The 26,243-nt window shown below is 31.6% G+C and carries 31 protein-coding genes; all 31 read left to right on the plus strand.

What is annotated here, in order from left to right:
• Positions 1–109 precede the first annotated feature (109 nt).
• The 31 genes from CLOPA_RS01575 to CLOPA_RS01715 all read left to right on the plus strand — a co-directional run bounded on the left by CLOPA_RS01575 (position 110) and on the right by CLOPA_RS01715 (position 26,239).
• Positions 110–808 carry an aspartate/glutamate racemase family protein gene (locus tag CLOPA_RS01575; RefSeq protein ID WP_015613714.1) on the plus strand — a complete coding sequence of 233 codons (699 nt, stop codon included), beginning with the start codon at positions 110–112 and terminating at the stop codon, positions 806–808.
• A gap of 148 nt (positions 809–956) precedes the next feature.
• Positions 957–1,142, plus strand: a complete 186-nt coding sequence (locus CLOPA_RS01580; protein ID WP_015613715.1) for a hypothetical protein — start codon at positions 957–959, stop codon at positions 1,140–1,142.
• 30 nt (positions 1,143–1,172) lie between these two features.
• Positions 1,173–1,496 (plus strand): hypothetical protein, encoded by a 324-nt coding sequence (locus tag CLOPA_RS01585; RefSeq protein WP_015613716.1) that lies wholly within the window; start codon positions 1,173–1,175, stop codon positions 1,494–1,496.
• A gap of 64 nt (positions 1,497–1,560) precedes the next feature.
• On the plus strand, positions 1,561–1,704 hold the full coding sequence (locus tag CLOPA_RS24685; RefSeq protein WP_015613717.1) for a hypothetical protein: 144 nt from the start codon (positions 1,561–1,563) through the stop codon (positions 1,702–1,704).
• A 10-nt stretch (positions 1,705–1,714) separates the two neighbouring features.
• Complete coding sequence (locus tag CLOPA_RS01590; RefSeq protein WP_015613718.1) at positions 1,715–2,116, plus strand: single-stranded DNA-binding protein; 402 nt, start codon at positions 1,715–1,717, stop codon at positions 2,114–2,116.
• 136 nt (positions 2,117–2,252) lie between these two features.
• Positions 2,253–2,594, plus strand: a complete 342-nt coding sequence (locus tag CLOPA_RS01595; protein ID WP_015613719.1) for a DNA-directed RNA polymerase sigma-70 factor — start codon at positions 2,253–2,255, stop codon at positions 2,592–2,594.
• Positions 2,595–2,810: 216 nt separating this feature from the next.
• Positions 2,811–3,155, plus strand: coding sequence for a hypothetical protein (locus CLOPA_RS01600; RefSeq protein WP_015613720.1), 345 nt, complete (start codon positions 2,811–2,813; stop codon positions 3,153–3,155).
• A gap of 70 nt (positions 3,156–3,225) precedes the next feature.
• On the plus strand, positions 3,226–3,393 hold the full coding sequence (locus tag CLOPA_RS25490) for a hypothetical protein (protein ID WP_015613721.1): 168 nt from the start codon (positions 3,226–3,228) through the stop codon (positions 3,391–3,393).
• Positions 3,393–4,043, plus strand: a complete 651-nt coding sequence (locus CLOPA_RS01605; protein ID WP_015613722.1) for a tyrosine-type recombinase/integrase — start codon at positions 3,393–3,395, stop codon at positions 4,041–4,043. Before CLOPA_RS25490 ends, CLOPA_RS01605 begins: the two co-directional genes overlap by 1 nt.
• Positions 4,044–4,307: 264 nt before the next feature.
• Positions 4,308–4,781: a hypothetical protein gene (locus tag CLOPA_RS01610; protein WP_015613723.1), complete on the plus strand. Its 474-nt coding sequence runs from the start codon at positions 4,308–4,310 to the stop codon at positions 4,779–4,781.
• Between the two features lies 1 nt (position 4,782).
• Entirely contained in the window at positions 4,783–5,109 is a 327-nt protein-coding gene (locus CLOPA_RS01615) for an HNH endonuclease (protein ID WP_015613724.1), read from the plus strand.
• A gap of 123 nt (positions 5,110–5,232) precedes the next feature.
• Positions 5,233–5,541, plus strand: a complete 309-nt coding sequence (locus CLOPA_RS01620) for a P27 family phage terminase small subunit (protein ID WP_015613725.1) — start codon at positions 5,233–5,235, stop codon at positions 5,539–5,541.
• Entirely contained in the window at positions 5,528–7,186 is a 1,659-nt protein-coding gene (locus tag CLOPA_RS01625; protein ID WP_015613726.1) for a terminase TerL endonuclease subunit, read from the plus strand. The genes CLOPA_RS01620 and CLOPA_RS01625 overlap by 14 nt, the downstream gene beginning before the upstream one ends.
• Positions 7,187–7,200: 14 nt before the next feature.
• Entirely contained in the window at positions 7,201–7,356 is a 156-nt protein-coding gene (locus tag CLOPA_RS24690) for a hypothetical protein (protein ID WP_015613727.1), read from the plus strand.
• Positions 7,357–7,392: 36 nt separating this feature from the next.
• Complete coding sequence (locus tag CLOPA_RS01630) at positions 7,393–8,568, plus strand: phage portal protein (RefSeq protein ID WP_015613728.1); 1,176 nt, start codon at positions 7,393–7,395, stop codon at positions 8,566–8,568.
• A complete protein-coding gene (locus tag CLOPA_RS01635) occupies positions 8,543–9,283 on the plus strand; it encodes a head maturation protease, ClpP-related (RefSeq protein WP_015613729.1) in 741 nt (246 codons plus the stop codon). The genes CLOPA_RS01630 and CLOPA_RS01635 overlap by 26 nt, the downstream gene beginning before the upstream one ends.
• Before the next feature lies 1 nt (position 9,284).
• Positions 9,285–10,736: a phage major capsid protein gene (locus CLOPA_RS01640; protein WP_015613730.1), complete on the plus strand. Its 1,452-nt coding sequence runs from the start codon at positions 9,285–9,287 to the stop codon at positions 10,734–10,736.
• Between the two features lie 12 nt (positions 10,737–10,748).
• The gene (locus CLOPA_RS01645; protein WP_015613731.1) at positions 10,749–11,063 is read left to right on the plus strand and encodes a hypothetical protein; all 315 of its coding nucleotides are present in this window, start codon (positions 10,749–10,751) and stop codon (positions 11,061–11,063) included.
• Positions 11,060–11,404 carry a hypothetical protein gene (locus CLOPA_RS01650; protein WP_015613732.1) on the plus strand — a complete coding sequence of 115 codons (345 nt, stop codon included), beginning with the start codon at positions 11,060–11,062 and terminating at the stop codon, positions 11,402–11,404. Before CLOPA_RS01645 ends, CLOPA_RS01650 begins: the two co-directional genes overlap by 4 nt.
• Complete coding sequence (locus CLOPA_RS01655) at positions 11,401–11,796, plus strand: hypothetical protein (RefSeq protein WP_015613733.1); 396 nt, start codon at positions 11,401–11,403, stop codon at positions 11,794–11,796. Before CLOPA_RS01650 ends, CLOPA_RS01655 begins: the two co-directional genes overlap by 4 nt.
• Entirely contained in the window at positions 11,783–12,097 is a 315-nt protein-coding gene (locus tag CLOPA_RS01660; RefSeq protein ID WP_015613734.1) for a hypothetical protein, read from the plus strand. Before CLOPA_RS01655 ends, CLOPA_RS01660 begins: the two co-directional genes overlap by 14 nt.
• A 12-nt stretch (positions 12,098–12,109) precedes the next feature.
• Positions 12,110–12,655 (plus strand): hypothetical protein, encoded by a 546-nt coding sequence (locus tag CLOPA_RS01665; RefSeq protein WP_015613735.1) that lies wholly within the window; start codon positions 12,110–12,112, stop codon positions 12,653–12,655.
• 23 nt (positions 12,656–12,678) lie between these two features.
• Positions 12,679–12,978, plus strand: a complete 300-nt coding sequence (locus tag CLOPA_RS01670) for a hypothetical protein (protein ID WP_015613736.1) — start codon at positions 12,679–12,681, stop codon at positions 12,976–12,978.
• Between the two features lie 303 nt (positions 12,979–13,281).
• The gene (locus CLOPA_RS23510; RefSeq protein ID WP_015613738.1) at positions 13,282–16,437 is read left to right on the plus strand and encodes a phage tail tape measure protein; all 3,156 of its coding nucleotides are present in this window, start codon (positions 13,282–13,284) and stop codon (positions 16,435–16,437) included.
• Positions 16,434–17,135, plus strand: a complete 702-nt coding sequence (locus CLOPA_RS01680) for a phage tail domain-containing protein (RefSeq protein ID WP_015613739.1) — start codon at positions 16,434–16,436, stop codon at positions 17,133–17,135. Before CLOPA_RS23510 ends, CLOPA_RS01680 begins: the two co-directional genes overlap by 4 nt.
• A gap of 76 nt (positions 17,136–17,211) precedes the next feature.
• Positions 17,212–18,693 (plus strand): phage upper tail fiber protein, encoded by a 1,482-nt coding sequence (locus CLOPA_RS01685; RefSeq protein WP_015613740.1) that lies wholly within the window; start codon positions 17,212–17,214, stop codon positions 18,691–18,693.
• A 1-nt stretch (position 18,694) separates the two neighbouring features.
• Positions 18,695–21,037: a cellulase N-terminal Ig-like domain-containing protein gene (locus CLOPA_RS01690; protein WP_015613741.1), complete on the plus strand. Its 2,343-nt coding sequence runs from the start codon at positions 18,695–18,697 to the stop codon at positions 21,035–21,037.
• 99 nt (positions 21,038–21,136) lie between these two features.
• Positions 21,137–22,192 carry an acyltransferase family protein gene (locus tag CLOPA_RS01695; protein WP_242834252.1) on the plus strand — a complete coding sequence of 352 codons (1,056 nt, stop codon included), beginning with the start codon at positions 21,137–21,139 and terminating at the stop codon, positions 22,190–22,192.
• Positions 22,193–22,416: 224 nt separating this feature from the next.
• On the plus strand, positions 22,417–23,637 hold the full coding sequence (locus tag CLOPA_RS01705; RefSeq protein ID WP_015613743.1) for a family 16 glycosylhydrolase: 1,221 nt from the start codon (positions 22,417–22,419) through the stop codon (positions 23,635–23,637).
• 270 nt (positions 23,638–23,907) lie between these two features.
• Positions 23,908–25,875 (plus strand): phage tail protein, encoded by a 1,968-nt coding sequence (locus CLOPA_RS01710; RefSeq protein ID WP_015613744.1) that lies wholly within the window; start codon positions 23,908–23,910, stop codon positions 25,873–25,875.
• Between the two features lie 49 nt (positions 25,876–25,924).
• Positions 25,925–26,239 carry a hypothetical protein gene (locus CLOPA_RS01715; protein WP_015613745.1) on the plus strand — a complete coding sequence of 105 codons (315 nt, stop codon included), beginning with the start codon at positions 25,925–25,927 and terminating at the stop codon, positions 26,237–26,239.
• The last annotated feature ends 4 nt before the right edge of the window (positions 26,240–26,243 follow it).

The following is a 26,243-nucleotide window of genomic DNA, read 5'->3' on the forward strand; positions in this document are numbered from 1 at the left end:
ATGAATTAAGCTAAAAGTATAAGATATTATCTAGCAGTTATTATAGATAATAAATACTTAATTTATAGGTAGTGGTATAGCCGAAATTAAATATAAGGAGAGTTAATGGATGAAGAAAATAGGAATGATTGGTGGTCTTGGACCCGAATCAACTTTAGATTATTATCGCCTAATTATTGAAAAATATCGTAATGAAGTAAAGGATGGTAGCTACCCTGAAATATTGATTAATAGCATGGATATGAATATTCTTTTAAGTTTTGTTGAGAATAAACAATGGGACAACCTTGTAAATTGCTTAATTAAAGGTGTCGAGATACTCTATAAAGCAGGTGCAGATTTTGGATTCATTTCATCAAATACACCACATATAGTATTTGAAAGAATTAAGGAGTTATCTCCTATTCCATTAATAAGTATTGTTGAGGAAACATGTAAAAATGCTGAGGCGTTAGGAATAAAAAAGATTGGCCTAATTGGGACTAAATTTACAATGGAGAGCAATTTTTTTAAGAAAGTATTTGACAAAAGTAATATAAAAATTATCGTTCCAAAAGAAGAAGAACAGGATTATATTCATCATAAACTAATGACTGAAATTGAATTTGGAAAGTTTCTTGATGAAACACGTAATGGATTACTTAATATTGTTAAAAGGATGATTGATGAAGATTCAATAGAGGGATTAATTCTTGGTTGTACAGAGTTGCCATTAATTCTTACAAAAGATGAATTTGGTATACCATTCCTTAATACTACAAAAATTCATGTTGAAAGTATTATTAAAAATTGTATTAAGGAATCTTAATTGATTTACAAAAGTAAAATTTTATTTATATATAATATTTATTAATAGTGAAAATTAAATATTTCATAAAACACCGTATTATTCAAGAATTCTACGGTGTTTTTGTTTCGCCATTCAAGAATTTAACGAAATACCAAAGGAGGATATTATGGAAGCTAAGATAGGAACAATAAAAACTCAAATATCAGAATTTACTATTAGAGATAATGAGATTGCCAGGATTATAAAAGATGCTTTAAAGCAGCAGGGATTTGATTTAGAAGTAAAACCGGTAATAGATGTTTCAACACAATTTTTTATAGGTGAAGAATTTAAAGTTTTTAGAACAGAATAAAAAATAATTCAAAAATTTGAAGGTGATAAATTGAAGATTGAGCAGCTTTCATTTTTAAAACCTATTGAAAAAGCTATAAAAAAACAAGAAATATATGATGCAACTATATGTGATAGATGTTGTTGCTGTAAATGTAAATACAGTGTTGAAATTTATCCATTTTTAACTACTGAAGAATGTAAAGAAATTAAAGAAGATAGTTGCTTTAATTGTGATGAATGCTACTACTACGGAATGGATAACGAAAATTTAAGTAGGAATATAGTTAAATTCAAATGTGATAAATTTAGAATGTCAAATTACTATTCAGATCTTGAAGCTAAAACAAAAAGAAGAAACTTTAAGATAATTTAGTTTGTGGTAGCTCATAATCAATTTAAAAATGTTTATTTAGATATTGATGAAAGGTGATGAATTTATGACTAATAAAGAAATAGCAGTAATTACTTATAAGATACTGCAAAAACGCAAACATAGAAAGAAACGTTTAGAGTCTAAAGTTACAATGTCACAAATAGATGCTATGGAGAGATCTATGGGAAGAAAATTAGGACAAATTTGAGGAGGATAAGATGAATAGGGTAGTTTTGATAGGAAGATTAACAAAAGATCCAGAGCTTAAGTTTACTCCTGGTACTGGGTATGCAGTTGCAACATTTGCTATAGCAGTGGATAGACGAGTACCTAATAAAGAAGGAGTAAGGGAAGCTGATTTTATTCCTATAGTAATATGGGGAAAGCAAGCTGAATCCACAGCTAATTATATGAGTAAAGGCAAGCTTGTAGGCATTAGTGGAAGAATACAAACTAGATCCTATGATGCTAAAGATGGCAGTAAGAAATATATAACTGAAGTAGTTGCTGATGAAATACAATTTCTTGAATGGGGAAAAAAGAATGAAGGTAGTAATCATAATGCTGAATATGAAGCAGCTGGAATAACTCCTGTAGATGATGGGGACGTGCCATTTTAGCTAGTATAATTATTTGAGTGATAATAAAAAAGGTGTTTATTGTAAACACCTTTCCCTTAATTAGAGAATTAACCTTGCAAGTATCCTTCTCTAATTACATCTATTCTAATTATAACATAAAGGATAGGTGATATTGATGAAAAATATTAAAGAAAATCTTATTTTATATAGAGAAAGAATTTGTAATATAGAAAATAAAAATATAGAAATAGAAAGCTTACGTATAAGTGGTTTAGATAATAATGATGATTGTATAAAGAATTTAGATATTGAAATAAAGAAGATGGAACTGGAAAATAAGAAAATAGAGAACATAATAAAAATATTACCTAATAAAGAATATAAAATAATTAAACTTATTTATCTTGAAGGTAAAGGGAAAAAAGAAGTAGCTGTAGAACTTGATAGAACTCAAAGGCAAATAAATTACAGCATAAATAAAGCAATGCAAATAATGTCAAATAAATTTATGTATTAATTTTGTTCTAAAAGTGTCATGTTTTTGGTACTTTTTCGTCAGAAAATTTCCCGAAAATTTCTTACAATTGTCACGCAAATAATGGTAAGATAGTTACATAAATAAGTAATAAACACAAATAAAGAAGTATATTCCTCATTTTAATTTTAGGAGAAATAAAAAATGTCCACTTTAATGGTTTGGGTGAACTATACACTTTTTTAGGAGTTGATTTATTTGTTAAATAGGGAACAGGTTAAAAATTTATATTTAGAAGGACTAAATGCTCCGGAAATTGCAAGAAGATTAAATTCTAAAAAGGATGCTGTTATAAAGTGCATTCAAAGGAATTTTAAAGATTTAAAGCAGCAGCATGATGTTGCAGTAATTCAGAGGCGGGAAGTTTTAAAAGCTGTGAGTTATGAGGCTAATAGATATATTAGTGATAGTGCCTTTATAAAGAAAAACAGGTCAATTTATAAAACCAACATGAACGGAGATATAGTAATAAATAAAGAAGTTGCTCCTGTGGTTACATGGGACACACCAAGAAGGCTTGTAAATGAAAATAGATTTATATAGAAATTAAGAGCTGTTATATTAGCAATAATATAACAGCTCTTTTTAATGCATTTTTAAGGAGAGTGAATTTATGAGGATAGGAGATATTCTAAGAGAAAATGATGTTGGTAATTATAATAAACTTATGAAAGTTAGAGATAAAAAGAAATATAGAGATTTAAATGAATCTGATATAAAAGAATTAATGTCTCATTCTACCTATAGAAGACATAAGGGAGCAATAAAGCAGGTGAGGTAATGGAAGAAAGGATTAGAGAATGGGAAAAAGGAACATCAAGTCCTATTCCACAGCAAAAATACGAGAAGTTTAAAGAAAAATTAGCTGAATGCAGTGAGAAAAACAAAGAAAGGAATCTAATGCTTTTTATATTAGGTAGGACAATAGGCTACAGGTTAGGAGATCTTGTAGGTCTTACTATAGGGCAAATAAAGGATGCGTTAGATAATCAATGTTTTGTTATTCAGGAAAGCAAGCAATATGAACAGTGGAAATCCAATCTTGCAAAGAATCCAGGTAAAAAGAAACCTGCTCCAAGAGAAGCTCCTATTGGAAGAAATTTAGAGAAATATTTAAGGCAATACTGTAAAAATAAAAAGAGATCAGAATTTGCTTTTAAATCCTGTAAAGGAAATGGAAATGAACATATAAGTCAAAAGTCCTTTAGTGCCATACTTACAGAAGTAGGTAAAAGCATTGGCCTTAAAAATATTTCTGGCCATAGTTTAAGAAAAACATACGCTACTAAAATTTATGAAGAATCAGATAAGGATTTAGAACAGGTAAGAGTTGCATTAAATCATCAATCAATAGAAGAAACTAAAAGATATTTAGGTATAAAAGAGAAGATGAAAATTAATGCGGCACTGATAGCAGATTCGGATATCTGATTTTTTATTTATGCTATTTTAGGTAAAAAATAAAATGGTACTTATTTAAAGGGTTTATAAAAAATTATTACTAATATAAGAGTCTTAAAAAATATATAAGTAATTCTCACTGTTATTACCGATTCTCAAAGAAATAAAAAAATATCTGTAAAGGTAGTAGTTTCAATGGATTGAAGGATATTTTATATTTAAAATAAAAAAATAATTATTTTTTAACATTGAGCACAGGTTATAGAGCAAGTGCTAAGTGTTGGGAGGGAGTAAATGAGATCGAATGAAGATTTAATAAAAGATAATCTAGAGCTTATAGAATCTATGGTTGAGAAGGGTTCTACAGATAAACAAATAGCTGAAAAGATAGGAATAGGTTATTCTACTTTCAGAAAATATAAAGCACAAAATGAGGAATTAAAAGCAGCAATGGCACAAGGTAAGGAGAAAAAGAACCAAGCAGTTGAGCAAGCCTTATATAAATGCTGTACTGGATATTCTTACTATGAAGATGTTGCAACTAAAGTAAAGATAGAAACACTTGCAGATGATGAACAGACGGTTTTAACTAAAGAGGAAGTTAAGATAAGTAGTGTTAAGAAGTATAAAGGTCCAGACTTAGCAGCACAGAAGTATTGGTTAAATAATAAGGAGAAGACTAAGTGGAAAGAAGATCCTCACAAAGTAGATAATGATAAGAAGATCACTAAGCTTAAGGAAAGAGAAGTTAATATGAAGTGTGAGTAATATGGATAGCTTGGAGTTAGTGCAATGGATAAGTACTCTTCTAAAGAATAATAACATAAAAGCTTTTTATAATTCTTCCTTGTGGTTACATACAAGAGCTGATGTATTAGAGAGAGATCATAATGAATGTCAGAAGTGCAAGGCTAAAGGGTTATTTAGTCCAGCTGATTGTGTACATCATAAGAATCATATTAAAGAACATCCAGAGCTTGCAGTGGATAAGGAGAACCTTATATCATTATGCAATGAATGTCATAATGAAGAACATCCTGAAAAGTTTTTAAAGTATAGAAGAAAGAAAAAACAATTGAATAAAGAAAGATGGTAACACCCCCCGGGTCAAAAAAATGAAAAATTTCATGATATGGGAAGAACGGGTAATAAGGGGAGACAAAACAGAAATCTCACGCGTATGAGGAAAAATTATACGAAAGGAGATGAATAAATAATTATGACAAGTGCAAAAAAAATTAAAGAATCTTTAATTAAGCAACTCGAAAATAAAGGAGCAGATGTAGATCATTTTCTAAGTTTAGTTGATGATTATGTTTGGTATTTTCAGCAAGAAAAAGCAATGCAAGAAGATATTAAGATTCGTGGACATTCGTATAAAACAAAGTCAGCATCAGGGTATCCAATTAATAAGGAGAATCCATCGGTTAAAAATGCGATAATGTATAACAAGCAAAAACTTGCAATTCTCAAAGAATTAGGATTAACTACAGAAAATGTTATAAGTGATGATGATGACGAACTCTAAACTTATACCTGAAATACAAAACTATATTGATTTGGTTCGTAGTGGCAAAATTGAAGTATGCAAAGAGCAACTACAATTATGCGACTATATTGAGAATTGCTTTGAAAAAGAAAATTTATTCATTGATGAAACACTGCTTCATAAATATTTGAGTTTACAAAAATACTTTCCATTTAAATTAGTTGAATGGGAAGTATTTTGTTTTACGCTGCATAACTGTACTTATTCAAAACCTGGTATTTTAAGATGGCCTGATTTATTCATTTTAGTTGGTAGAGGTTCAGGTAAAAATGGGTATCTAGCTTTTGAAGATTTTTGCTTGATATCTGAATATAACACAGTGAAAAAATATTATATAGATATTTGTGCTAATTCAGAGGAACAGGCTAAAACTTCTTTTGAAGATGTTTATGATGTAATGGAAGAAAATAAAGCCAAATTAAGTAAGCATTTTTACTGGAATAAAGAAGTTATTATAAATCTTAAAACAAAATCTAGGCTAATGTTTAGGACTTCTAATGCTAAAACAAAAGATGGTGGAAGACCTGGTAAAGTAGACTTTGATGAATACCACCAGTATGAGGATTATAAATCTATTCAAGTTTTTAAAACTGGATTAGGTAAGAAGAAAAACCCCAGGACCACAATTACAACAACTAATGGAGATGTAAGAGATGGGCCACTTGATAAATTAATAGCAAGATCTGAAAGAATATTAAATGAGCAGGGTAGTGACAATGGTTTACTGCCCTTTATTTGTAAGCTTGATGATGAAAAAGAAGTAGATAATCCCCAAATGTGGGATAAAGCTAACCCGTTTTTACACTATAATGAAGAACTCTTTAGAGAAATAGAAAAAGAATACATTGATTACAAAGAAGATCCAATAAGTAATTCAGCATTCATGACAAAAAGAATGAATATTCCTAAAGGAAATAAAGATGCCGAGGTTACATCTTGGGAAAATATTTTAGCAACTAATCAAGAAATACCTGATTTAACTGGAGGTACTTGCTTAGCTGGAATCGATTATGCTAAAACTACTGACTTTGTTGTGGCGGGGCTACTTTTTAAATATAAAGGGAAATATTATTGGATATCTCACACATGGGTATGTAAAAAATGTAATGACTTAGGAAGAATAAAAGTTCCGCTAGAAGAATGGTCAACTGAAGAAGGAGGAAATCTATTAACTTTTGTTGATGATGTAGAAGTTGCACCAAGTATTCCTGCTATGTGGCTTGCAGAACAGGCACAAAAATATAATATAACTACCTTAGGAATGGATAACTATAGATATACATTATTAGCAAGAGCATTAAGAGAAGTTGGTTTTGATACAGATAAACAGGGAGCAAATAATATAAAACTTACTAGACCAAGTAATCAGATGCTTATAGCTCCAACAATAAATAGTTTATTCGTAAATCATAATATTGTATGGGGTGATAATCCGTTAATGAGATGGTATACAAATAATACTTGTAAGAAGATTGAAGCACATGACAATATGAGTTATGGAAAAATTGAACCTAAGTCAAGAAAAACAGATGGATTTATGGCTTTTATAGCTGCAATGTGTGCTGGTGGAGTTGAACTAGAGGACAGTGGAGAAACTATTGATTTTGGAGTTTACACATATTAAGGAGCGAATCCAACATGAAAGTAAAACAGTTAATTGAGAAATTAAAAAGTTTGAATCAGGATAAAGAAATAATTATTAATAGTGATGAAGCTTGTATTAGTAAAATAGATGATTTGGGGACAAGTTATTGCATTTTTGGAACAGATGTAATACCAGAAGAGATTGAATAAATATCTTTTTTACTTTACATGAAAGGTGGTGAGACATTGAAATTTCTAGATTGGGTGAAGGACTTCTTTGGTGTTGACCAAAGTACAGTATATCTTAATCAACAAGCACTAGCCACACAAGAGGTTCAACTTGCCATAGAAGATTTTGCTATTTGTATGGCTATTAACTTGGTAGCTAGTGCCATTAGCAAATGTGAATTTAAAACATATTTAAAAGGCAATGAAGTTAAGGGTGATGAATATTATTTGTGGAATGTTGAACCTAATGTAAATCAAAATTCAAGCCAATTTCTGCAAGAACTTGTATCAAAATTACTGTATTATAATGAATGCCTTGTACTCGATATAAACGGTCAGCTTATTATTGCTGATGACTTTTATCAAAATGAATATGCGCTAGTTCCAAATTATTTTACAGATGTAAGCAGAGGAACAATGACTTTTAATCGTTCCTTTAATATGAATGAAGTTTTATATTTTAAGCTTAGTAATACCGATATAAAACAATTACTTTCTAATTTGATAAAAGGATATAACAATCTTTTAAATATGGCTATTGGTAAATATAAACGTTCTGGTGGTAGAAAAGGAATTGTAAGACTAAATAAGGCTCCTTCAGGGGATAAAGATTTCCAACAAAAAATTGATGACTTATTTAACAATAAGTTTAAAAGCTATTTTGAAGCTGAGAACTCAGTACTTCATTTACCTAATGGATTTGAATATGATGAACAAAATGGTGAAGGCAGTAAGAAAAGTATAAGTGAAATAACAGATATATCTAATATAACTAAAGAAGCTTTTGAAAGAGTTGCACAGGCGCTTAAAATACCTCCTGCACTTTTAAGAGGTGATATAGCAGATATAGGAAAAGTAACAGATAACTTTTTAACATTTTGTATAGATCCTATAGTTTCTATGATAGGAGAAGAAACAACGCGAAAAAGATATGGAAAACAGGCATTTTCACAAGGATCTTATTTAAAAGTAGATACTACATGTATTAAGCATATAGATATATTCTCTATAGCTGAAGCCTTTGACAAACTTATTGCAAGTGGAGGCTATAGTATTGATGAACTTAGAATTAAATGTGGTGAAGCACCACTTAATACATGGTGGAGTAAAAAGCATTGGATGACTAAAAATTATTCTGATATTCAAGATTTGAAGGGAGGTGATACCAGTGGCAAAACCAATATGGCTGATTAAACAATCTGCACAATCAAATGCTATGGATTTGTATATCTATGATGATGTAGAAGGAGATAGTACTAACTGGTGGACAGGCGAAACTACTGTAAGTGAAACTTCTGCAAACTATATAAAAAGTCAATTAGATGCTGCTATAGATATTCAAAATATTAATATTTATATCAATTCATATGGTGGCGAGGTTAAAGAAGGACTTGCAATTTACAATCAACTTAAAAGACATCCCGCACAAAAGACAGTATATGTGGACGGTTTTGCATGTTCTATAGCTTCTGTAATTGCTATGGCAGGAGATAAAGTTATTATGGGACCAAATACATTAATGATGATACACCACGCTTCTATGGGAGCATGGGGTAATGCTGAGGAACTTAGGAAGGCGGCTAATGATGTTGAAACAATAGATAGTGCCAGTTGTTCAAGCTATCTTGCTAAGGCAGGAGATAAATTAACTCCTGAAAAATTAACTGAATTGCTTGATGCTCAGACATGGCTTAATGCAGAACAATGTATTCAATATGGTCTAGCTGATGAAATAGCAGGTAAAGAAGATCCAGTAATTGTAGCAGCACAACAGAGATTTAAACAATCTATACAGGAACAAATTTTACAGCATAAAAATAAAACCAAAGTTCCAGAAAATCTAATTAAGCAAAAAACCAATGCTGAAAAATTAATGGCAGCATTTAAAAAGAATTTGGAGGGAAAATAATATGGTAATGAAATCAAAAGACTTAATACAACAGCAATTAAAGGATAACTTAGTACAGGCATTTAAGAGTGATGATGAAAATGCAATAGCACAAGCATTTTCAGGCTTTGCTGAATCTGTTCAGCAAAATGTAATGGATGAGTTTAATGCTTATCAGCAGACAGCAGATAAAACTATTCTTGCCAAAAGAGGTGTACACCAATTAACAGCAGATGAATCAAAATTCTATCAAAGTATTATCGGTGCAATGAAATCAAATAATCCAAGACAGGCATTTACGGACTTAGATATAGCTTTTCCAGAAACTGTTATAGATAACGTAATTGCTGATATAAAGACTGCACATCCATTACTGGATGCTATAAGTTTCACGAATACTACTATTTTGACTAAGATAATACTTAATAAGCAAGGGGCTCAACTTGCAACATGGGGGCCACTTAATTCTGCTATTGCAAAAGAACTTGAAGGAGCAATTGGTAAAATAGATCTTACTATTTGCAAACTTTCAGCATTTATGCCTATTGCAAAGGATATGCTTGAAGCTGGCCCTTCATGGATAGATGCATATGTAAGAAGTACATTATCAGAGGCTATAGCTTTAGCACTTGAAACTTCAATAATAACTGGAACTGGTAATAATGAGCCTATTGGTATGGATAGAAGCGTGGCTGATAATGTAACGGTAACCGGTGGAGTATATCCACAAAAAACTCCCCTTGTCATTACAGATTTAGAAGTAGTGACGTATGGATCATTACTAGGAATGTTATCACAAGCTCCAAATGGCAAAACAAGACCAGTTAATAGTGTTTTACTTGTTGTAAACCCAAAAGATTACTTTACCAAAGTTATGCCTGCTACAACCATAAGAGCATTAGATGGAACATATACGCGTGATGTATTCCCATTTCCAACAACAGTTGAACAGTCTTCAGCAGTAGAAGAAGGTAAGGCTATAATTGGTTTGGCTAGTAAATATTTTATGGGTATAGGTGCTGGTACTAATGGTGGGAAAATAGAGTATTCTGATGAATTCAGATTTCTAGATGATGAAAGAGTATATATTACTAAGTTATATGGTAATGGTAGAGCACTAGATGATAATGCATTTATATTACTTGATATATCTAAATTAACACCAGCAACACTTAAAGTTATTATTGAAGATGCATTAAGATCATTAACAGTTACATCAGAAGCTGGTACTACATCAGGAAAAACAAAAATAACTGTTTCTCCTTCTCTTACAGATGGTAATACTTATAAATATAAGACAGGTGCAAATCTAACAATACCAGTATTCAATCAGGTATTAACTACTGGGTGGACTACTTGGGATGGTATAGCTGAAATTACAGCTACTACAGGTAATAGAATTGTAATTGCTGAAGTTGATGCAAGTAATCAAGCTAAGGCAATAGGTGAAGCAACTGTAACTTCGATGGCTTAATGAGGTGATATAATGGCAACTACAGCAGATCAAGTATTATCTGATATAAAAAGCTATCTTCATATAACCTGGCAGGATGAAAATACAGATAAAAATTTGACTGGTTTTATAAATAGAGGTATGGCGCGTTTACAGAAAACTGCAGGCGCGTCTCTTGATTTTACTGTAGAAGATTTACCAAGGGAATTATTATTCGATTATGTCAGGTATGCTAACAGTCAGGCACTTGAAATGTTTGAAAAGAATTTTGAATCTGAACTTGTAAGTTTGCACATAGAATATCAAGCAAATAGTGTAGATAATTCAGGAGGTGAAACTACTCCATGAAAATTAAAACAGATAATATTGAATTTATCAGTTTTTCTGATGGTATATGTGATATTTATACAGAAGATGAAGAAGGAAATAAATCACCTAAATACAATGGTTTAGGATTTTCAAACAGAGTATTAGGATTTAATAGACATTACGCTGCAAGGGCAAATAATGTACAAACAAATGCGGTTATTCGTATTCCTCAAGTACCAGGAATAGATACTCACGATACATTAGAAATTAAAAATCAAGGTAAATATGATATTGAGTTAATTCAAAATAAATTTGATACAAATCCACCTTGTAAAGAGCTTACATTAAGACAGCTTGAAATGTTTGAGGTGATACTATGAGTACAGTAAACATAGATCAAATGGCAGATGAAATCCTTAAGGGTTTAGAAGATTACACTAGAGAGATTACAGGTGAAGTTAAAAAAGTAGTTGATATAGTAGCTAAGGAAACCAATGAAGAGATAAAAAAGCATATAGCATTTAACCAGCATAGTGGTAAATATGTAAAAGCATTTAGAATTAAAAATGCATATGAAGATGGATATAAAAAAGTTAATGTATGGTATGTAGCTGGTGGACAGCATAGGTTAACACATCTTTTGGAGAATGGTCATGCTTTATGGCAAGGAGGAAGGACTAGGGCATTTCCGCATATAAAATATGGAGAAGAACTTGCAAAAAAACGTATGGAGGAACTTGCAAAGGAGGCTATAGAAAATGCTGGACGTTAAAACATGGCTTCAATCTACTGGTTTGCCAGTAGCTGAAACAGCTTTTATCAAACCTCCTTCTCTACCATATATAGTTTTTCTTACAAATGACAATATTGCAGGTGGTGACAATAAAAATTGTATATCTGATAGATCCATAGGGATAGAACTTTATTCAAGCAGAATAGATAGGGATTCGGAATCCAAAATAGAAAATTTATTAAATGAAAAAGCAATAGAATATAAAAAAAATCGTACATGGATACCAGAAGATACCTTCTTTGAGACTATGTACGATTTTAATTTAATTGAAAAATTTTAGGAGGTTATTTAGATGTCAACAGCAGGAGATAAAATTGTTTTAGGCAGTGGAAAACTTTATATAAGTGAATATACAGATGGAACAATTCCAGATAATGCAACACTTGAAGTAGATGCTAATTTACTAGGATTAATTCAAAAAGGGGCCACAGTGCAATATAAGCCTAAATTTTATGAAGCTACAGATGATTTAGGTCTTGCAAGTAAAACTATGTTAACAGATGAAGATGTAACTTTAAAAAGTGGAGTTATGACATGGTGTGGTAAAACATTAGCTAAACTTTGTGCTACTGCTAGAGTTACAGAAGCATCAGGAAAAAGGACTATAAAAATAGGAGGTATTGGAAAACAGGATGGTAAAAAATATGTTATTAGATTCGTACATGAGGATGCTACAGATGGAGATATAAGAGTTACAATTGTTGGTAATAATCAAGCTGGATTTTCTCTTGCTTTTGCAAAAGATAAAGAAACTGTTGTGGATGCAGAATTTACAGCTGCACCTATGGATAATGAGGGAACTAAGATTATTTATGAGGAAGATATTCCAGTAGCATAATTTTATAATAATGGAGGATAAAAATGTTTGATGTTAGCAGTGTAACTAAAAGATATTTTGATATAAAAATGAAAGACTTGGTGCTTCAACTTGAAGCACCAAGTCTTTCAACTATGAAAAAAATATTATATCTTACAAGGGAAATAAATGAATCTGCCATGGAGGACTTAGAAGAAGCTGTAGGGATAATTTTAAATAAAAATACAGCTAAATATGAAATATCAAAAGAAATGATTAATGATGAACTTGATTTTGACCAGTTAAAAGCAATTGTTCTTAGATTTCTTCAATGGGTATTAACTAACAAGCAATCCCCAAACTAAAAGTCCCTTATTATCCAGAAGATGATGGAGATAATGAGGGGCATTATAAAGTAAATACTGTAGAAGAAAAAATAGTTTCTGAATATACAGGATATGATTTTGACAGGCTGGGTCAACTAAATATATTTGAATTCTGGCTGTTACTTCGTGATGCAATAATTTATAACAATAGTCAGACAAAAGCTGGCAGAGAATATTTGGAAAATTGCTGGAGCATAGATAAGACTGAGCCTGATAGAGAAAGTATAAGAAGAAAAATGTCAGGAAAGTAAGAGATATCTATTCTTAAAGAAAGGAGGACATATGGCAAATAATATTAAAGGCATAACTGTTGAAATAGGTGGAGATACCACTCCCTTAGAAAAGGCATTAGAAGGTGTAAATAAAACCAGCAGAGATCTTCAAAGTGAATTAAAACAGGTAAATACTCAATTAAAATTTGATCCTTCCAATACTGTTTTGCTAGATCAGAAGCAAAAATTACTTGCAGAATCTATTACTAATACTAAAACCAAACTTGAAACACTACAAAAAGCTGAGGAGCAGGCAGAAAAGCAGCTTAAAAATGGTGATATAGGTGAAGAGCAGTTTAGAGCATTACAGAGAGAAGTTATAAAAACAACAAGTCAATTAAATGGGTTAGAAACTCAGTTAAAGAATACTAAAAAGGCTGCAGAAGATGATGAAGGTATATGGGATAAATTATCTTCAGGCATAAAGAAATCTGTATTAGATATTGGTGACAGTATAAAAAACGGCATAGGACTTTCAATTGGCCATGATATATGGGATAAGTTTAAGGAAGGCTCTGTAAGTGTATTAACCTTCGGCTCTGATGCACAAAAGGCTATGAATCAGCTTCAAGCAAGTACTGGAATGTCTACTATAAGTTTAAATGATATGAAAAAGACCATGACAGACATATATAATGATAACTTTGGAGAAGACTTTGCAGATATAGGAAATGCTTTAGGAGTAATAAAACAAAATTGGCATGGAAACTCAGATGAAATTAAAGGACTGACAGAAAATGCAATTCTTTTAAGGGACACTTTTGGTTATGAGGTAAATGAAAGCTTTAGAAGTGCCAATGCTCTAGTTCAGAATTTTGGTATAAGTGCCAAGGATGCATATAACTTAATAGCTCAGGGAGCACAAAGCGGCTTAGATAAGAATGGAGACTTGCTGGATACAATAAATGAATATCCTGTTGAATTTAAATCACTTGGATTAAATGCGCAAGATATGTTTAATATACTTCAAAATGGAGCTAAAGCAGGTAGTTTTAGTATAGATAAAATGGCTGATGCAATAAAAGAATTTTCTATACGTGCAAAAGATGGCAGCTCTACTACAGAGGATGCCTTATCCAAGTTAGGTTTTAATGTACAACAAACAGAAGAAAAGTTTTCAAAGGGTGGAGATACAGCAAAACAGGCATTTCAGCAAGTTAATGAAAAGTTATTGGCTCTTAAAGATCCATTGCTACAAAATCAGCTGGGAGTAGAGCTGTGGGGTACACAATGGGAAGACTTGCAGAAAACAGGCATAGCAGCATTAACAAATTTAAATGGATCTATTAATACCAGTAAGGATGCCTTAGGAGAGATGAATAAGGTCAAATATAATGATCTTGGCAGTGCTTTTGAAGGTATAAAGAGAAACTTAGAAACTGGTATATTATTGCCAATTTCAGAAAAAGTACTTCCTGAACTTTCAGATTTCTCAAACTGGTTTACATCAAATATGCCTGAGATCAAAGCAGAAGTAGGCAATGCAATGGATAAAGTTTTGCCTATAATTGAGGACCTGGGAAAAGGATTAGAATTTTGTACAGAAAATGCAAGTACACTTATTCCTGCAGTTATAGGATTAACTGGTGCCCTTGGAACACTTAGTGTTTTAAAAAACGTTGTATCTACCATTGGAACTATTAAAGAAGTTGCTGGTGGATTAGGATTAATAAGTGCTGCAGCAGAGGGAGCAGGAGTAGCAAGTGGCGGTTTAGCAGCTGGTTTAGGTGGATTAGCTATTGCGGCAGCACCCTGGCTTCTTGCAGGAGCAGGTGTGGTAGCTCTTGGAGTTGGAATACACCATGTCATGACTGAGCAAGCAACTCCAGCGGTAGACTTATTTGCAGATTCAGTAAATACGACAACTAAAACAATTAAAGATAGTAATGGTCAGTTACAGCAGAGTTTTGATACAACTACAACTAAGATAAGTAATAGTACAAAACAGGGAGTTGGAGCATATATAAAAATGAGTGATGATGTACAAGGAACATTAACTAAATTATATGTAAATAACACAACTATAACAGATAAAACTGTATCCGATATGAAAACAAAATATGACAGTATGGGAAGTCAAATAAAAGCAGGAATGGATAAACATTTTAATGAGGAATATTCGTCTATGCAGCAGTTTTTGCAAAAGAGTAATGCTCTTTCAGATTCAGAAAAAGCAACAGCATTAGCAAAATTACAAACTGATAATAACAATAAAAAAGCAAAGATAGATCAATATGAGCAGCAGATTCAACAGATTCTTCAAAATGCTGCAAATCAACATAGGTCGCTAACACTTCAAGAACAGCAACAAATTAATTCTATTCAAGATACTATGAAAACTAAAGCTGTTAATTCTCTTTCAGATAATGAAGTACAAGCTAAAGTTATTTTACAAAGAATTAAGGATTATGGAACTAACATAACAGCCCAGCAAGCTTCTAGTATAATTCAAAATGCTAATAAACAACGTGATGGAGCAGTTAGTGCAGCGAATTCTCAGTATGATAAAACTGTAGCGGAAATAATCAGAATGAGAGATGAATCACATTCTATTACAGCGGATCAAGCAGAAAAATTGATTGCTGATGCAAAAAAACAAAAAGAAGAAAGCATTAAACATGCTGAAGAACTAAGAAGTGAAGCAGTAAAGAAAGTTACTAGTATGAATAGTGATATAGGGAAAAGTGTAGATACAACAACAGGTAATATGCTCACCAATTGGCAAAAGTTTGCTAATTGGTGGGGAAGTTGGTGGCCATCATCTAAAACATTAACTGTAAATTCAAAAGCTAGTGATGGTAAAGACTTTTCTTCCAATGCATCTCCTCCACAATATAGTGGAGGTTGGATAGGTCAAAATGCTAGTGGTACTGGTAATTGGACTGGTGGATTTACAACTATACATGAATTAGGATATGAAATATATGATCTTCCAAAGGGTACTAGAATATATAATCATGATGCCAGTGAGGATTTGGTTAAAAATACAGCTGCAGAAGTAGCTAAAAGTATATTGGATAGATATTCAAGCGATAATGTGTCTTCTACTGGTGATATATACTTGACATCAAATAATTATTTAGATAGCAAATTAATCATCTCAAAAACAGATAAGATACAGGCAAGTAAATATACAAAGGCTAGTAGAAATAAGGGGTTAAAATGAGTAATAAAATAATATTTAATAGTAAATCTAATGAGGATTTTAGTTCAATGTTATCTAAATTTATCCCTAATCCACCGCCTCCAAGGATAATAAAAAAATCTGTACCAGGAAGAAGTAGTTCTTATGATTTTTCAAAAGTTGCTAGTGGTGAGCCTGTATTTGATGATAGACAGTTAGAATGCTCTTTATTAATAGAAGGAAATAGCAGAGCAGACCTTAACCAAAAGTATTCTAAAATATTATCCTGGTTAATGTCAGGAGGATCAGAATTGTTGTATAGTGATGATCCTGGATATCAATATATAGCACAAATTGAAGACAAACCACAACTTGAATATATAAATATTTGCAATGCATTGCTCACATTTAGTTTCACAGCTAAACCTTATAAAGAAGGTGTAGATCTTGCAGGAGAGCTTTTGTGGAACAATATAGATTTTAATAGAGATTATATACAAACTACAAAATTTGATGTGTCTGGCAGTAAGACAGTAACAATATACAATCCTGGTGATCATATGGTAAGTCCTAAGGTTGTAACAAACAGCAGTATGAGTTGTTCTTTGAATGACTATACTGCTGTTTTTGACGAAGGAAAAGACACAGATTGGGGATTTAAATTGAAGGTAGGAGCAAATGTAATAACTATAGTTGGAACAGGAAATATAGATTTTCAGTTTAGAAAAGAGGTGTTGTAAATATGAATTTTACTAATAGAATTAATTCGGACTTGGCAGATATTACGAAAGAAACATATAGAAAAGAGGTGACATAATGAGTGAATGGGGTGATGCAATAAGAGTTATGAATGCAAGTGAAGTAAGGGATGCTATAGCTGTTTTTGCTGATGCATGTGCAAATTTAATTATAAATGCTGGAGAGAGCAATGCTGAAATAGTAGTTGGAAGAAGAAGCAATGTAACAGGACAAAATTTTAATACAATAGGTCAAAGAATAGATGGTATTGATTCACAATTTATCATTATAGCAGCTCAATTACTTTCAAAACTATCAAAATCAGATATACAAAACTTAATAGGTTTTGCAGATATAAATAAAAATTTAAGTAAGATAGACCAAACAATGCTAACAGATGCTTTATTACAACAAATTGCAGGTACTACCCCAGTAAATGCTACTCCTGCTCCTGGAAGCTTAACTACTGATAGATATGCAGATGGTTCAGTTATAGCTAAGAAAACTAATTTTATAGATATAAGAACAGAAAATTTATTTAATAAAGATACTGTAACTGTTGATAAAATAATCGATAGTTCAGGAACAATTGTAAACGGAGCAGGCAATGTTTTATCAGATTTTACTCCAGTAGAATCAAGTACAACTTATACAAGTAAATATATAGGAAATAGAAATTATTATGATGCAAGTCAGGTTAAAATATCTACTGAATTATACAGTGTCGGAAAAACACTAACAACTCCAGCAAATACAAAATTTATACGTTACAGCTTTTTAAATAACTATGGTGGTGACCCAAATAGATCCTTATCTGAAATGTTTGTTAAAGGAAGTACTTTACCATCTGAATATATTTATTATAGCAATCCAATAATAGATTTTAAAAATGGGTATACTGAAAAAATGAAAAATATGCCAAACGGTTATGCAGGATTAGATTCTAATGGTGTTATACCTACGAATTTGTTAGATAAGTGTTCAATTTCAGTTGATTATATAGCTGATGATACTAACGCAAATTTTGATTATGTTGGAACTTGGCAAGCGGATACTGGTAAAACTGGTTGGTATGGTGAAACCAGACATGGTTCATCTAAAACCAATGATTCAGTTACTTTTACATTTACTGGAACAGGCATAAAATTATATGATGCAACATCTAACAACAGAGGGAAAATTGAGATTTTTATAGATAATATTAGTCAAGGTATTATAGACAGGTATTCATCTACAGAAATGTTGCAACAATTGGCTTTTGAAATAGATAGTCTAACTTATGGTACACATACTTTAAAAGCTGTGATACAATACGAGGTTAATCCTAATCATACTAATTTATTGCCTGACCAATCCAATTTAGCAACAATACCAAAGTGGTTCTTTGTGGATTATGTTCATGTGTACAATATACAGGAAAAAACTTTTACGGAGGTAAGTCAAACAGTTATAGAATCAAATAATGGTATTAATTTAAAATTTTGGTTTGGAAATCAAGCTGAATATGATGCCATCCCTGTAAAAGACAGTAACACAGCATACCTCATTGAGGGGGTATAGCATGATTAGTAAGGTTTATGTAGGAAATAAAAGCGTATCAAAAATTATGCTTGGTAATAAAATTATAAATTTTGTAGAAGCATTTAATAGAATCTTAAATTTACAAGATGTAGAGTTAACACTAACGGGGAACTGGTTAGACAGCAGTTTGTTAGGTTATGATGGTTCTTCCACAAAGTATTCTACTAGTGTTGGTGATAAAGCTGAATGGAATTTTTATGTACCTGATAATTCGAATTATGAAGTGTATGCGTGGTTTCCACGAGGTACAACAGATAATGCAAGTGAGGTTAAATATTCAATTAGTTCTTTAAATGGATATTGGGAAAAGGTCATAAATCAAAATGAAAATTATAGTAATTGGGTTAAACTAGCAACAGTAACTGGAACTGGTGGAACAGCTTTAAAAGTAACAGTCCAAGTATCTGTATCTGTAAATACTAGAATTAATGCTATTAGGGTTGTACAGACAACTGCTACAGCAGATGATACTACAGATATAAATGGTAGTCAGGATACAACGACAATTGCAACTTTTATAAATCAGAGTGGTTATGACTTAGATAAAACGAAGAGAGCCACAATAACTAATGTGCCCGATGATACACCTTTTACAATTAAAAAAGCAAGTGATAATTCTGTAGTATATAATGGTACGGTTACTGGTCAAATAGTCAATTTTTCTGACTTTAATCCAAGCGCTGTAGAGGAATATTATATAGAATGTAGTGGTATAACATCTTATAACTTTAAAATTGCTAAATATCTATTACAGAGAGTATCTATTAATCCAGCTCTAAGATTTATGGATGGCTCAAGGCAAGATACATGGGATGTTGGAGGAAATACTGGATATGGGTGGAGAGATTCGCACCAGTTCTCGTTTGAATTGAACTCTTTAGTATTGCAGTATATGGCTAACCCGAGTGCATATGATAGAATGACTTATGGTATTTCGCATTTGAGCGGAACACAATACACTGAATTAAGGACACAAAATGAGCCTGATATAATTTGGCTTGTGAAATTTGGTGCTATGAGATACTATGATTTAAAAACAAATCAAAGTAAAAACTTACATGCATTTATAAAAGGTCAGCTTGCTTATTTTTTATATCTTTACCCAGACATAAGTGACTATGTCAGTCAAAGCTTCTATGAAATGATTAGAACTCTTACTGTTTCAGAATGGAGCAATCCAAACTGTAATTTACAATGGTATGAAGTGAGTGACGGAACGGATAATAATTTATTTGAAGTACAAAGTGTTATAGGTGATATAAAAGGACAAAAGCCACCTGGATATGCAATAGTACCAAATCTATTAATGTATGAAGTGGCCAAGCGAGATGGATTAGCTAATTATCAAGACTTTTTTACTGCTGCATACAATAACTGTGAGTGGCTAATTAACAATGTTGATTTAGATAATCCTATTTACACTAAAGGGCAAAGAATGAACGAGCATATTACAATGGAAGGCTTGACATATTTTTATGAGATGTACCCAGAGGATGCTCCAGCAGGCTTATATAATAAGATAAAGCAATGGGCACAAACAATGGTTAACCGTTCCAATAACTTATGGGATATGAGAAAATATGCAGACATTAATGATAATACAGCTTATGCTAGCATGAACCAGTGGACAGGTGGAGGAAATGCCTATAACGAAGTTGGTAATCCTGCTGGATTTATGGCGGTAGCTTATGCAGTTTGTAGAGTGTTATATTCTGAAGATTCAGTATTAAAAACCAGATTACAGGAAATAGGTATAGCACAAATGGATTCTGTATTTGGACGAAATCCTTTTGGAAGACATTTCAGCTATGACGCACCCACAGAAATTGAAGGGGTAGATGCTGGTTGGTTTACATTTTTGAATGGTGGATATGGTGACCTAATGAGTGTTGCTGGTGTTTTAGATGGAAGTCCTAAAGAATCTGCTTATCCGTTTAATCCCGTAGCAGACCCAGGATACACAGAGGGATGGGTGGCTTTCAATACGTGCTGGAATGATTCTCTTGCTTATTCTGCAAGCAATGATGTAGAAGTAAAAATATTTGATTCTACATTTATAAATGAAATAAGTTCGGCAAGTGCAGGAAATACAATAGGTATTAGGCTTAAAGCTCCACTTAATTTTAACGAAAATGTAGCAGAAACAGGTGAAGTTGATATAACTTTGAGTAATGGAACTAAATCTAAATTGACTGTTACTGAAGCAAGCAATAATGATTATTATTTTACTGCTACTTATGTAGTACCTGCAGATGTTACTTATGTGGATGTATCTTACGGATATGGATTATTTAAGAAAAGTGTTAGGGTTAATATAGTATAATTAAGTGCAATTTTTATTTACAAAAATTGATAAAAAGTGTAATATTAAACCGATAATATATGAAAAAGGGGGATTAATATGCACATAACACTTAACTATATGGTAGTATTATATATTAGCCTAATTGTAATATTGCCATTACTTTTATTAGTAGAAAGCAAAACATTTAAGTTCAATACATACAACTCTAACTATTTAGCCAAAAATAATACAGATATATTAAAGGGGTTGTCTGTAGTAATAATTATCTTTCATCACTTATCTTTATTCTTAACAAATGGTGGCATTTACAAGACTGTTATTTCAAAAGTTGGTTTTCTTGCCGTATCTATATTTTTATTTGTATCTGGGTACGGACTAATGGTACAGTTTGCAAGAAAAAAGAATGAATATTTTAAAGGTTATTTCAAAAACAAAATATTAAAACTGTATTTAGTGTTCTTTTTCTCTAATATAATTTGTACTATTTTAAGCAATGTAATATTAAATGCTCAATATAATTTTGTAGATATAATTAAATCGTCATTGCTCATGAATTTCGCTGATGGAAGAGTATTGTGGTTTGTTGCTGTTATATTATATTTCTATATTGCATTTTATATTGCATTTAAGTTTTTCAAAAACAATACGGCTGTAATAGTTATATTTATATCGTGGATATTATGGATAGGATTAAATATTGCTTTACATCATGGAGCTTGGTATTATAATTCTGCTATTAGTTTCCCTGTAGGTATTATTTTTGGGAAATATGCAGATCAAATATTTGCTTTTGCTAAAAAATATTATTTAATTTTAACCTCTGGAAGCTTGATTTTATTTTTATTAAGCATGGCTGCATATATAAAAGGAATTGATAAGTTACAGTTTATTATCCCAATACTATTTACTTTTGTGATAGTCTTATTATTGATGAAAGTTAGTTTAAAATCAAGATTTTTCAATTTTATGAACGGTATATCGTTTGAATTTTATTTGTTTCAAATTCTTGCTTTAAATATTGTTTTCCAGACGGATAATAAGACAAGTAGTTTATATTTCTTTTTAGCGTTTTTAATTACTGTAGTTTTATCTAAAATTTTAAATGTCTTTATTGGTTTTATATTTAACTTTATACCAAAAAGATTAATGAAAGAAGATAGGCTAGAAGTCTAACAATATAATATTTAATTTACAATAGGAAAATTGGTCGCAATAAAGAGGGTAAGAAAGTACATTGGAAGATTTAAAAAAATTAAAGATATTGATGGAAAAATACAGGAAAATATTTAAAATAAGTAAATACAACGACAAATATTTAGCTAAGGGTACCATGGATAATACTTTAAGTATATCCGTGGTAATATTATATAATATATGTAAACTGTGGAGGGGAACTAATGAATTGCGGAAAATATGACAATAAACTAGATAATCCACTAAATGATAAAGTTGAAGTTATTAAAAGAAAACTAAATCAAAAAGTAATTTTTGGAATAACAATTTTAATTGTTATTGCAATTGGAACAGCTATATTTGTATATAGCAAATCGAAAATAATTGAAAGTAATATTGATCCAACGAGTGCTAATGCTAGTGATATTTTAACTGATAGGGTTTTAGTATGGTCAGATGAATTTAACGGTAAAACTTTAGATACTAGCAAATGGCGTTATGTATTTGGAAGGAGAGATCTAGATAATGGAACACCTAGGCAGTATTACCCACTAGACCCAAGTAAGAATGTGTATATTGAAAATGGTAACTTAGTACTAAAAGCAATAAAAAATAACCCATATCCAAACTACAATTGGTCAGCAGCATTTGTTGAAACAAATAATTTATTTGAGTTTCAATATGGAAGAATTGAAGCAAGGATAAAGTATAGTGATGTACCAGGCTCATACGCCACTTTATGGACATTAGGAGCAAATTATGATAGAACTCAGAAATTAGTTGATGGTAAAAGCGATGAAAATATAGGTGTGCCATGGCCTAAGAGCGGAGAAATGGACATAGCAGAATTTAATTCTACTGGCAGCCCTGCATGTAACTTACATTACGGTGATAATGCTAGTACACATAAGCAAATTGGTAGAACTAGTTTGGGTGTAAATGGAACAGAATGGCATATATACGCAGTAGAATGGACACCGGAATCAATTAAATTTTATGTTGATGGAGTATTGAAAAGATCAGTAAACTTAGATGATTTAACATATAATAATTACAATTCATTTAAACTACCATATTATTTAATGATTAACTCAGGAGTAGCTTGGGATAACAAACCTAGTGCTAATGTTAACGAACTAACTACATTAGTTGATTGGGTTAGAGTTTATGCACCAGTAGGAATATCAAAAATAGTAAATGCAAATTCAATATCCTTAGATACTAATCAAGTAAATTTAAATGTAGGAGACACTTATGCTTTATGCACAACTTTCACGCCTGATGAAACATGTGATAAAACATTAAAATGGACGAGTAGTGATGAATCAGTTGCAATGGTGTATGGTGGGAAAATAACTGCTTTAAAGTCAGGAACTGCAGTTATTACTGCAGAAACTAAAAATAATAAAACAGCTACTTGTAAAGTGACAGTAACTGCACCATAAAAACTTATAAAAATGGAAACACGCAATAGGAATATATAGCGAACTAACTAAAAGGACAGCTACTAGCTGCCCTTTTAAAGTGGTGAATTGGATTATACTGATAGAATTTTGTAAAAATATTTACAATAATAATTTATATTATTTAATCATTATTGTAACCAATTAAAAATGTGTTATACCAATATTGGTAAATTTAATATATAATGTCAAAGGATTTAGATTAATTTCTAAGTCCTTTTTTCATGCTCAAAGTTAGGAGGAGGCTAAAATTTGTATAGAGTAATTATCATAAATGGTGAAGAAACAACTATAGTAAATGAACCTATAGCAAATCAGGAAGCTCCAAAAGTTACTACTGGGGATTATCATAATATTTTATCTCAACCGGATTCCTTTGACTTTGCTATACCTATAATGAATCCTGGATGGGGAAAAATTAAATGCCTTAAGACAAAAGTGAAAATTATTGACACTAGGGATAATTCAACTCTATTTGTAGGTAGAGTAGTACCTTATAAAGATGGAGAAGATACCAGCGGTATCTTTGATGGTCAAGCTACTTGTGAAGGAGCTTTAGGATATCTTAATGATTCTCTTACACGTAGATGGCATTTAGCAAATAAAACTCCTGAAGAAATATTGCAATTTTTATTAGATCAGCATAATTCAACAATGGGAAGTGGCAATTCTAGAAAAATTCAGCTTGGAACTGTAGAGCCAACTCTAGCTATTACAGTGGATACAAACTTTGAAAGTACTTTAAATACGATAATAACAAAGCTTGTAAATATTCTGGGGGGAGATATAAGAGTTCAGGAACGTGATGGAATTCTATACTTAGATTATTTAAATAGTATTGGACAAGACAGAAATGTTACAGTAATGATGAATGAAAATATGGATTCCATAACTAGAGAGAACGATCCTTCTGATTTAGCTAATAGACTTATTTGCCATGGATATGGAGAAGGAATAAATCAGTTGGATATATCAAGTGTAAACAATGGTGTTATATATGTAGAAGATGAAGATTCAATAGCTGAATATGGGGTTATAGAAGGGCATTATACTAACTCTGAAATACAAAACGCATATACTCTTATGCAAGCAGGAAAAACAGCTTTAAAAGATAGTAAGCAGCCTAAAGTTACTTTAGATACAAGTATGACAGATAGAAGTGTATTAGAAGAATATAATTTCGAAAAATACAATCTTGGAGATACTTTGCATATCATGAATTCTATATTAGATATAGATGTTTATGCGAGAGTTACAGAAGAAAAGTTTAGTATATTAGCTCCACAGGATAAGGATATAGTAATTTCAACAAGACCTTTAGGGTTTATTGATCAGATAATAGATTTGAAACAGAGGACTGCAAGCATTGAGAATGCTCCACAAGGTAATACTTGTTTAATATCTTTAAACAAAGCAGAAAATGCAGATGCAACCCACCCTATAACTTTTGACCTAGACATACCAGATGAAGCTATTAATATCAACAAAGTTTATATTAATCTACATGGCAGACCATATAGAGCTTATGAAAAAGGTGCTACAGCTCAACAGGTTGTATCAACCAGTGGCCCAAGTTCTAAATCAACAAGTGACAGTGGAGGGCAAAGTACACAGACAAGCACAAGTGGGGGAGCCAGTACTCAAACATCAAGTAATGGAGGTGGTGCTACAGTAACAAGTTCAGGCGGTGGTGGACATACCCATTTGATAGGCATGAATACGGGTGGGGATACAAAACCGTCTACTTACAGAGATTTTCTATGTTCTGCAAGTCAAGGACAAGATACTACATGGTTCAAGCTTGCTGTAAGTAATGATTATCTTGGAGCCAACTTATATACTTATTCAACTACGGATCACACTCATGATGTTTCTGTCCCTAGTCATTCACATTCAGTGAGCATACCAGGGCATACCCACAATGTAAGTATTCCTAGTCATTCACATGGAATGGACCACACTCATGAAATAACTATTCCAGAGCAGGATATTACGATAAAGTATGGCATTTATGAAGATACTTATCCTAAGAATGTGAAAATATCTGTGAATGGTAATGATGTAGGTGTTAATTATTCAGGAGATGCAGCTATAGATGAATATAATATAGATATTACAGCTCATGTTAATAAAGGAAATAATAAAGTAGAAATTACTACAGATCAGAATGGTCGAGTTGAAGCAACAGTTTATGCTCAAATATTTATACAGTCGAAGTAAGTACCTATATAGGTGCTTTTTTATTTTTCAATAATTTAGGAGGTGCTTTATGGATAACGCAACTATAGGACTAATATGTACAGTCATAGGTGCAGTTTTAGGTGTTGTTGGAACTATTACTGGTATGAGAAAAGCTTCAAAGGAGAATGAAAAGGACATAGAAAATAAAGCAGAAAAATCGGCAGAATGTAATACAAGGATTGAAACAAAGCTTGACTATATAGGAAAGGACGTTAAGGACATTAAGTACGATATCCGAACTCATGAGGCTAGAATGGGGAGTATTGAAGAAAGAGTAACCAGGGTAGAAGAAAGTGCAAAATCAGCCCACAAAAGGCTTGATGGTATAGAAAGGGAGGAATAATTAT

Source organism: Clostridium pasteurianum BC1 (genome assembly GCF_000389635.1).
GTDB lineage: Bacteria > Bacillota > Clostridia > Clostridiales > Clostridiaceae > Clostridium_I > Clostridium_I pasteurianum_A.